The sequence below is a fragment of the Oceanobacillus sp. B139/18 genome (assembly GCF_055524595.1).
In genome coordinates, this window is the sequence record NZ_JBVFXI010000026.1 from 1 (window position 1) to 1025 (window position 1025).

The following is a 1025-nucleotide window of genomic DNA, read 5'->3' on the forward strand; positions in this document are numbered from 1 at the left end:
ACATGTAAACTTGACGCATTTTCTTCAAAATAGAAATCATCTAGCATGGTCCCATCCGGTTTCATCGCTTGCGCACGTACTCCCGCTTCCATCGGCTTGATATCCGCTGCTGTTAATGAAGGAATTAATTTTTGTGCTTCTTTGACAAATGCTTTTTTACTAAATGACCGATAATATTCACCGATAGCTTCCTTCATATTTTTTATGCCCATTCGATACAGCCCCGGAAAGGTTATGATTTGCGTTGTTTCTTTCAAGTTAAAACCAATTTTTTGATATGCTTCTTTTTTAAATCCCAACACGGCATTAGGCCCTACATCGACTCCGCCGCCAATCATATTTGTAAAATGGACACCCAGGAATGGCAAATCCGGATTAGGGACTGGATAAATCAACGTTTTTACATAATGTTCAATACGCTCATCTAATTCAAAATACTCGCCGCGAAATGGAATAATTTGAACATCTGTCTCGATACGCGCCATACGCGCCAGTTTATCACTATATAACCCGGCACAATTAATCAAATAATCCGCTTCATATGTCGTTTCATTCGTTACTACGGTTATTTTTTCTGTTTCCATTTGGATATCTTTCACTTCATTATGTAACCGCAGCATGCCGCCATTTTCTATAAACAGCTCGGCGTATTTCTCTGTAACCTTTTTAAAATCCACAATGCCGGTATTTTTAACGTGGATCCCGCCGACTGTATTTACAAATGGTTCAATCTCTTTTACTTCATCACGGCTTAAACGTTCGACATCTAATCCATTTTCGATTCCCCGCTCATATAGTTTATTCATATTCGCAAGCTGGGATTCACTTGTTGCTACAATTACTTTGCCACATTGGTTATACTCAATTTGATGCTTTTCACAGAACTCCACCATAGATTTCGATCCATTACGGGCAAATCTCGCTTTGTAGGAGCCCGGTTTATAATAAATTCCTGAATGAATCACACCGCTATTATGTCCTGTCTGATGCTTCGCTACCTCTGCTTCTTTATCTACGACTGCAAT

At 39.3% G+C, this 1025-nt stretch carries 1 protein-coding gene; it reads right to left on the bottom strand.

What is annotated here, in order from left to right:
* The coding region (lhgO, locus tag ACZSMY_RS23140; RefSeq protein WP_465148380.1) for an L-2-hydroxyglutarate oxidase at positions 1 to 1025 on the bottom strand (1025 nt) is incomplete at both ends.